Source organism: Curtobacterium sp. MCBA15_013 (assembly GCF_001865095.1).
Taxonomy (GTDB): domain Bacteria; phylum Actinomycetota; class Actinomycetes; order Actinomycetales; family Microbacteriaceae; genus Curtobacterium.
Map to the genome: position 1 here is coordinate 164,281 of NZ_MJGQ01000004.1, position 7,548 is coordinate 171,828.

The 7,548-nt window shown below is 67.7% G+C and carries 7 protein-coding genes; 6 read left to right on the top strand and 1 reads right to left on the bottom strand.

What is annotated here, in order from left to right; all coding sequences use genetic code 11:
• Nucleotides 1–92 precede the first annotated feature (92 nt).
• The gene (locus BIV01_RS02835; protein WP_071294805.1) at nt 93–668 is read right to left on the bottom strand and encodes a DUF3043 domain-containing protein; all 576 of its coding nucleotides are present in this window, start codon (nt 666–668) and stop codon (nt 93–95) included.
• Nucleotides 669–721: 53 nt separating this feature from the next.
• On the opposite strand from BIV01_RS02835, the gene BIV01_RS02840 reads away from it, so the two are divergent.
• The 6 genes from BIV01_RS02840 (at nt 722) to BIV01_RS02865 (ending at nt 7,494) form a co-directional block, all read left to right on the top strand.
• Complete coding sequence (locus BIV01_RS02840; protein WP_071294806.1) at nt 722–2,149, top strand: dipeptidase; 1,428 nt, start codon at nt 722–724, stop codon at nt 2,147–2,149.
• Between the two features lie 58 nt (nt 2,150–2,207).
• Entirely contained in the window at nt 2,208–2,582 is a 375-nt protein-coding gene (locus tag BIV01_RS02845; protein WP_092387612.1) for a HesB/IscA family protein, read from the top strand.
• Between the two features lie 257 nt (nt 2,583–2,839).
• Entirely contained in the window at nt 2,840–3,742 is a 903-nt protein-coding gene (gene ctaC / locus BIV01_RS02850; protein ID WP_071294807.1) for an aa3-type cytochrome oxidase subunit II, read from the top strand.
• A 12-nt stretch (nt 3,743–3,754) separates the two neighbouring features.
• Entirely contained in the window at nt 3,755–5,494 is a 1,740-nt protein-coding gene (gene ctaD, locus BIV01_RS02855; protein WP_070418665.1) for an aa3-type cytochrome oxidase subunit I, read from the top strand.
• Between the two features lie 4 nt (nt 5,495–5,498).
• Complete coding sequence (locus BIV01_RS02860) at nt 5,499–5,915, top strand: cytochrome c oxidase subunit 4 (protein ID WP_070418666.1); 417 nt, start codon at nt 5,499–5,501, stop codon at nt 5,913–5,915.
• A 199-nt stretch (nt 5,916–6,114) separates the two neighbouring features.
• Nucleotides 6,115–7,494 carry a glucose-6-phosphate dehydrogenase gene (locus BIV01_RS02865; protein ID WP_070418667.1) on the top strand — a complete coding sequence of 460 codons (1,380 nt, stop codon included), beginning with the start codon at nt 6,115–6,117 and terminating at the stop codon, nt 7,492–7,494.
• The last annotated feature ends 54 nt before the right edge of the window (nt 7,495–7,548 follow it).

Genomic DNA, 7,548 nt, shown 5'->3' on the forward strand with positions numbered 1-7,548 from the left:
CGGCGGGGCCGGCGGGGGACGGGGGCCGGGCCGCGCGCCGGGAACGACGCAGCGCCGCCCGGCGGACCGGACGGCGCTGCGATGGGGAGCGATCAGACGGTGGGGTACTGCCCGCGCCTGACCTGCGGCTTCGGCAGGCGCAGGAAGCGCAGCTGCCACGCTCGCGTGAGGATGTAGAGGAACGTCCCGCGCTGCATCGAGCCGAACTTGGCCGTCAGCTTCTTGCGGAACGACAGCCAGAGCACGATGCAGTCGAGCACGAAGAGCGCCACGAACGCCCACACGAGCAGCAGCGAGTACGACGCGATCACGGTCTGCGACGCGGCGAACCCGACGATGAGGAACAGCACGAGCACCGGCATCATGATCTCGCCGACGTTCCAGCGGGCGTCGATCCAGTCGCGCACGAACTTGCGCTGCTCGCCCTTGTCCTTCGCGGGGAGGTAGCGCTCCTCGCCGTTGGCCATGCCGACGCGGGCCTTCTCGCGCTCGTTCGTGAGCCGGGCACGAGCTGCCTTCTTGTCCTCGGCGGAGCCGCCGACGATGGGACGGCGGTTCGCCGCCTCGCGCTCGCGACGGGTCGGCGTCGGACGGCCCTTCCCCTGTTCGAGGAGCTCGGCCTCGGACGGGTTGACGGTCGTGTTGGTCTTGGGGGCTGCCTTCGCCACGATGCGTTCCTGACTGCGGTCTGCGTGCTGGATCGTCCTCTAGATTACGGGACATGACCGACACCGACCAGCACGCCGCCGCCACCGACCCCGCACTCCTCGACGCCCTCCGCGAACACGTGCAGGGATCGCTGCCCTCGACGATCGCCGACCTGTCCGACCTGGTGCGGATCCCGTCGGTGTCGTGGTCGGCGTACGACGAGTCGAACGTGCTCGCGAGCGCCCGTGCCGTGGCGGACCTGGCCCGGAGCACCGGCGTCTTCGCGGACGACCAGGTCGAGATCATCCGGTCGGCGATCAGTGACGACGACCCGCTCGAGCTCGGTCAGCCCGCGGTCCTGGCGGTCCGCCCGGCCCGCAACGGCAAGCCGACCGTGATGCTCTACGCCCACCACGACGTCCAGCCGCAGGGCGACGACGCGCTCTGGGAGACCCCGCCGTTCGAGCCGACGCTGCGTGGCGACCGCCTGTACGGCCGCGGTGCCTCGGACGACAAGGCCGGCGTGATGACCCACATCGCGTCGCTCCGGGCGCTGCACGCGCAGTTCGGCGACGACCTGGAGCTCGGCGTCGTCCTGTTCATCGAGGGCGAGGAGGAGTTCGGCTCCCGGTCGTTCCGCACGTTCCTCCGCGAGCAGCAGGAGCACCTCGCCGCCGACGTCATCGTCGTCGCGGACAGCGACAACTGGTCGACCGAGGTCCCGTCGATCACCGTCTCCCTGCGCGGCAACGTCACCTTCAAGCTGACCCTGACGACCCTCGAGCACGCGAGCCACAGCGGCATGTTCGGGGGAGCGGCGCCGGACGCCATGATCCCGATGGTCCGCCTGCTCGCCTCGCTGCACGACGACGACGGCGCCGTCGCGGTCGAGGGCCTCTCCTCGTACGAGGCCGACGTGCCCGAGCGCACCGAGGAGCAGCTCGCCGCCGACGCGGCACTGGTCCCGGGGGTGCGTCCGGTCGGCCGTGGCGACGTGCTGTCGCGGATGTGGTTCCAGCCGTCGATCACCGTGACGGGCATGGACGTCCCGAGCGTCGCGAACGCGTCGAACACCCTGCTGCCGACGGTCTCCGCCCGGGTCTCGGTGCGGGTCGCGCCGGGACAGGCCGCGACGGACGCGTACGCCGCGGTCGAGCGGCACCTGCGGGCGCACGTGCCGTTCGGCGCCCGGATGGAGATCAGCGAGCCGGACGCCGGAGACGGGTTCCTCGTGGACACCGCCGGTTGGGCCGTCCAGGAAGCGCGGACCGCGATGGCCGAGGGCTGGGGCGAGTCGCCCGTCGAGCAGGGCATCGGCGGCTCGATCCCGTTCGTCTCGGACCTCGCCGCCCAGTTCCCGGAGGCGCAGATCCTCGTGACCGGCGTCGAGGACCCGGACACCCGCGCGCACAGCCCGAACGAGTCGCAGCACCTCGGCGTCCTGCACCGCGCGATCGCATCGGAGACGATCCTGCTCGCGCGTCTCGCGACTCGCGGCTGACGGTGCTTACAATCGGTCCAAGCGCGGTGAACGACACCGCACGGAGGGAGACGCGCGGATGAGCGACACCATCACCGACCACGCACCGACGACCGAGGCGCCGTCGCACGGCGTCCTGCTCAGCGACGCGGCCGCGGCGAAGGTGGCGAGCCTCCTCGAACAGGAAGGCCGCGACGACCTCCGCCTGCGCCTCGCCGTCCAGCCCGGCGGGTGCTCCGGCCTGATCTACCAGCTCTACTTCGACGAGCGCCTGCTCGACGGCGACGCCACGGCCGAGTTCGGTGACGGCGTCGAGGTCGTCGTCGACAAGATGAGCGTCCCGTACCTCGACGGCGCCTCGATCGACTTCGAGGACACCATCCAGAAGCAGGGCTTCACGATCGACAACCCCAACGCGCAGGGCAGCTGCGCGTGCGGTGACAGCTTCCACTGATCTCCGTCGACCCGACACGAGCGGGGAGTGACCGACACGGTCGCTCCCCGCTCGTTCGTTCCCGGGCGTGGCATCCCGCACGACCAGGGAAAACCCGCCCGGACGGAGTGCGGATCGCGGCCCGAGGTGTGTCGCGTGTGCGCGAGCGGTCCCGAGCTGCGAGTAAGCTAGGAGTGTTCCAACCAAGCTGGGAGCGAGCCATGCGCGACCTTCACGTCGCGGCCTGCTCCGGTTTCACGTTCTTCCGAGAGGTAACAGTGCGTTCGAATCGCCGTATACGTTGGGCGGCCGTCCCGGTGGCCGTCGGTCTGGTCATCGCACTGGCTGGCTGCACGCAGCAGCAGCTGAACGGATGGCTCCCCGGCACGGAGGAGACGAAGGACGTCACCAACCACACGAGCCGCATCGTCGGCCTGTGGACCACCAGCTGGGTCGTGCTGCTCGCGGTCGGTCTGATCGTGTGGGGCCTCATCATCTGGGCAGCGATCGTCTACCGCCGCCGCAAGGGCCAGACCGGCCTGCCGGTGCAGATGCGCTACAACATGCCGCTCGAGATCTTCTACACGATCGTGCCGCTGATCCTCGTGCTCGGCTTCTTCGCCTTCACCGCCAAGGACCAGGCCGCGATCGAGCAGCCGTTCAAGAACGCCGACGCGACGATCCACGTCTACGGCAAGCGCTGGGCGTGGGACTTCAACTACATCAACGAGGACGACAAGTCCAAGAGCGTCTACTACCAGGGCATCCAGGCCCAGGAAGAAGAGAACGCCAACGGCGCGATCGACGAGTCGCAGCTCCCGACCCTCTACCTGCCCAAGGGCAAGAAGGTCCACATCGAGCTCTCGTCCCGCGACGTCGACCATTCGTTCTGGATCATCGACTTCCTCTACAAGAAGGACATGCTCCCGGGCAAGCAGAACGACGAGTACTTCATCCCGCAGAAGCTCGGTACCTACCAGGGCAAGTGCGCGGAGCTGTGCGGTGAGTACCACTCGCTCATGCTCTTCCAGGTGAAGGTCGTCACCCCGGCCGAGTACCAGAAGTACCTCGACTCGCTCGAGGAGCAGGGCAAGGTCGGTCTGCTCGGCAACGAGTACAACACCAACACGAACGAACCCAACGACAAGACGCCCGTCACGGCGTCGAGCGACAACAAGTAGGGGCTCCGTCAGATGACCACGTCACTCGTCGGCCAGCCGGCTGCAGGGACCACGACACTGGACTTCCAGGCGTCGAAGGTCGGCCGGAAGGGCAACATCATCGTCCGGTGGATCACCTCCACGGACCACAAGACCATCGGGTACATGTACCTGATCGCCTCGTTCATCTTCTTCCTGCTCGCGGGTGTGATGGCGCTCGTCATCCGTGCCCAGCTCTTCGAGCCCGGCCTGCACGTGGTCGCGACGAAGGAGCAGTACAACCAGCTCTTCACGATGCACGGCACGATCATGCTGCTGATGTTCGCGACCCCGCTCTTCTCGGGCTTCGCGAACGCGATCATGCCGCTGCAGATCGGTGCGCCGGACGTCGCCTTCCCGCGTCTGAACGGTTTCGCCTTCTGGCTCTACCTGTTCGGCTCGCTCATCGCCGTCGGTGGCTTCCTCACCCCGCAGGGCGCCGCGTCGTTCGGGTGGTTCGCCTACGCGCCACTGAGTGACACGACGTTCACACCAGGGCTCGGTGGCACCCTCTGGGTCTTCGGCCTCGGCATGACCGGCTTCTCGACGATCCTCGGTGCGGTGAACTTCATCACCACGATCATCACGATGCGTGCCCCGGGTCTGACCATGTTCCGCATGTCGATCTTCACGTGGAACACCCTCGTGACCGCGCTGCTCGTGCTGATGGCCTTCCCGGTCCTCGCCGCCGCGCTGTTCGGCCTCGGTCTCGACCGCGTGTTCGACGCGCAGATCTTCAACCCGGCGAACGGCGGAGCCCTGCTCTGGCAGCACCTCTTCTGGTTCTTCGGCCACCCCGAGGTGTACATCATCGCGCTGCCGTTCTTCGGCATCGTCTCCGAGGTCTTCCCGGTGTTCAGCCGCAAGCCGATCTTCGGGTACAAGACCCTCGTCTACGCGACCATCGCCATCGCGGCCCTCTCGGTCACGGTGTGGGCGCACCACATGTACGTCACCGGTGGCGTCCTGCTCCCGTGGTTCTCGCTCATGACGATGCTCATCGCGGTCCCGACCGGCGTGAAGATCTTCAACTGGGTCGGCACGATGTGGCGCGGTTCGGTCACGTTCGAGACGCCACTGCTCTGGGCCGTCGGCTTCCTCATCACCTTCACGTTCGGTGGTCTCACCGGTGTGATCCTGGCGTCCCCGCCGCTCGACTTCCACGTGTCCGACTCGTACTTCGTCGTCGCGCACTTCCACTACGTGGTCTTCGGAACCGTCGTGTTCGCGATGTTCTCCGGCTTCTACTTCTGGTGGCCGAAGTGGACGGGCAAGATGCTCAACGAGCGTCTCGGCAAGATCCACTTCTGGCTCCTGTTCATCGGCTTCCACACGACGTTCCTCATCCAGCACTGGCTGGGCGTCATCGGCATGCCGCGTCGCTACGCGACCTACCTGCCGAACGACGGGTTCACCTGGATGAACCAGCTGTCGACGATCGGCTCGATGATCCTCGCGATCTCGTTCCTGCCGTTCATCTTCAACGTCTACGTGACCGCCCGGAACGCGCCGAAGGTCGCCGTGAACGACCCGTGGGGCTACGGCCGCTCGCTCGAGTGGGCGACCAGCTGCCCGCCGCCGCGGCACAACTTCACGTCGATCCCGCGCATCCGTTCGGAGTCGCCGGCGTTCGACCTCAACCACCCCGAAGCGGGTGTGCCGATCGGTGTGGGTCCGGCCAAGGACGCCCCCGACGCTCCGACCTACGACGCCGCGAAGGGCGAGGTGAAGTAAGGCGATGCGCGCCAACACCAACCTGTTCTGGATCCTCTTCGGGTTCTTCATCCTCGCGGACGCCGCGTACACCATCTGGTCGCTGCTCTACTACGGTCACCCGGAGTGGGTCGGCACGGTGGCCATCGGCCTCACCGGGATCATGTCCGCGTTCATCGCGTTCTACCTCGGCAAGGTCATGTCCTCCCAGGGCGGGGTCCTCCCCGAGGACCGCCCCGACGCCAACATCGAGGACGGCGACGCCGAGCTCGGGCACTTCAGCCCGTGGTCGTGGTGGCCCATCCTGCTCGCGGGTGCCACGGCGCTCTGCTTCCTCGGTGTCGCAGCCGGGCTGTGGATCGTCCCGATCGGGCTCGCCTGCGTGGCGATCACCCTCGTCGGCTGGGTCTACGAGTACTACCGCGGCAACTTCGGTCACTGACCTGGACCTCCAGCGCACCTGACTTCGGGCGGCACCACACCGGTGCCGCCCGAAGTGCGTCCAGCACCACACCGGAACCGCAGCACGACCTCCGGAACGCAGGCACACCAACGAACCTGCTCGTCCGGGAATCAACCGGTCCGCCCACGGCTTGGCCTCAAGCGGACCACCCCCACCACAGCGAAAGGAGTCACCTCCGGTGACCGACAAGCGCACTCTCATCATCTTCGGCGCGACGGGCGACCTCGCCTCCCGCCTGCTGCTGCCGGGCCTCGGCACGTTCCTGCAGAGCGGTCGAGCGGTGCCCGTCCAGCTCATCGGCACGGGCCGCAGCGCCCGCAGCGAGGAGCAGTGGAAGGACGTCGTCACGAAGTCCTTCGCGTCGCAGGACGTGAAGGGCCCGGAGGTCGACGCCACCCTCGCGTCGACGCAGTTCATCCAGGGTGACCCGACCGACCCCGAGCACCTCAAGGCGCTCTTCGCCGCGGCCGACGCCGACGCCGAGCCGATCCTCTACTTCGCGCTCCCGCCGCAGATCGCCTCCGACATCTGCGAGGCGCTCCAGCAGGTCGAGCTGCCCGAGGGCACGACCCTCGCGTTCGAGAAGCCCTTCGGTACGGACGTCGCCAGCGCGAAGGCCCTCAACGAGACGGTCCTCAAGCTCGTCCCCGAGGAGCGCGTGCACCGCACCGACCACTTCCTCGGTCGTACCACGGTGCTCAACATCATCGGTCTGCGCTTCGCGAACCGCCTGTTCGAGCCGATCTGGAACGCCGACAACATCGAGAAGGTCGACATCTTCTACGACGAGACCCTCGGTCTCGAGAACCGCGCCCAGTACTACGACGAGGCCGGCGCGATGGTCGACATGATCCAGTCGCACCTGCTGCAGATCCTCGGCATCGTGACGATGGACGCCCCGGCAGACATCGACGCCGTCGAGTTCCGCTCGTCCCTGGCCCGGGTGCTCCGTTCGACCGAGCTCAAGGGCGGCGACCCGAAGATCGCGTCGCGTCGTGCGGTCTACACGGCCGGCACCATCGACGGCAAGGAACTGCCGTCGTACCAGGACGAGGACGGCGTCGACAAGTCGCGCGGCACCGAGACGCTCGCCGAGATCTCGGTCGAGGTGGACACCGCCCGCTGGAAGGGCGTGCCGTTCACGCTCCGTTCCGGCAAGGCACTCGGCAACAGCCGCAAGGAGGTGCTGATCACCTTCAAGCCCGTGACGCGCCTGCCCTCCGGCCTGTCCGGTCGGCCGAAGACGGACACGCTCCGCATCGTGCTCAACCCCGACGAGATCGAGCTGACGGTGTCGGCCAACGGCGGCGGCAACCCGTTCGAGATGGGCCAGGTCACCCTGTCGTCCTCCTTCGCGGACGGCGAGCTCACCCCCTACGGCGAGGTCCTCAACGGGATCTTCCACGACGACCCGCTGCTGTCGATCCGCGGTGACGTGGCCGAGCGCTGCTGGGAGATCGTCGAGCCGGTCGTCGACGCCTGGAAGGCGGACGAGGTCCCGCTCGAGGAGTACCGCGCGGGGTCGCGCGGCCCGGCGGACTGGGAGTCCTCGTCCTGACGGACGCGACGGTGACGCCCTGATCGGGCGGTGACGACGGACGGGAGGCACGGT

Bases quoted from the DNA above. Each gene is read 5' to 3' on its own strand.
- BIV01_RS02840 (WP_071294806.1), top strand. From the start codon at position 722: ATGACCGACACCGACCAGCACGCCGCCGCCACCGACCCCGCACTCCTC.
- BIV01_RS02845 (WP_092387612.1), top strand. From the start codon at position 2,208: ATGAGCGACACCATCACCGACCACGCACCGACGACCGAGGCGCCGTCG.
- ctaD (WP_070418665.1), top strand. From the start codon at position 3,755: ATGACCACGTCACTCGTCGGCCAGCCGGCTGCAGGGACCACGACACTG.
- BIV01_RS02860 (WP_070418666.1), top strand. From the start codon at position 5,499: ATGCGCGCCAACACCAACCTGTTCTGGATCCTCTTCGGGTTCTTCATC.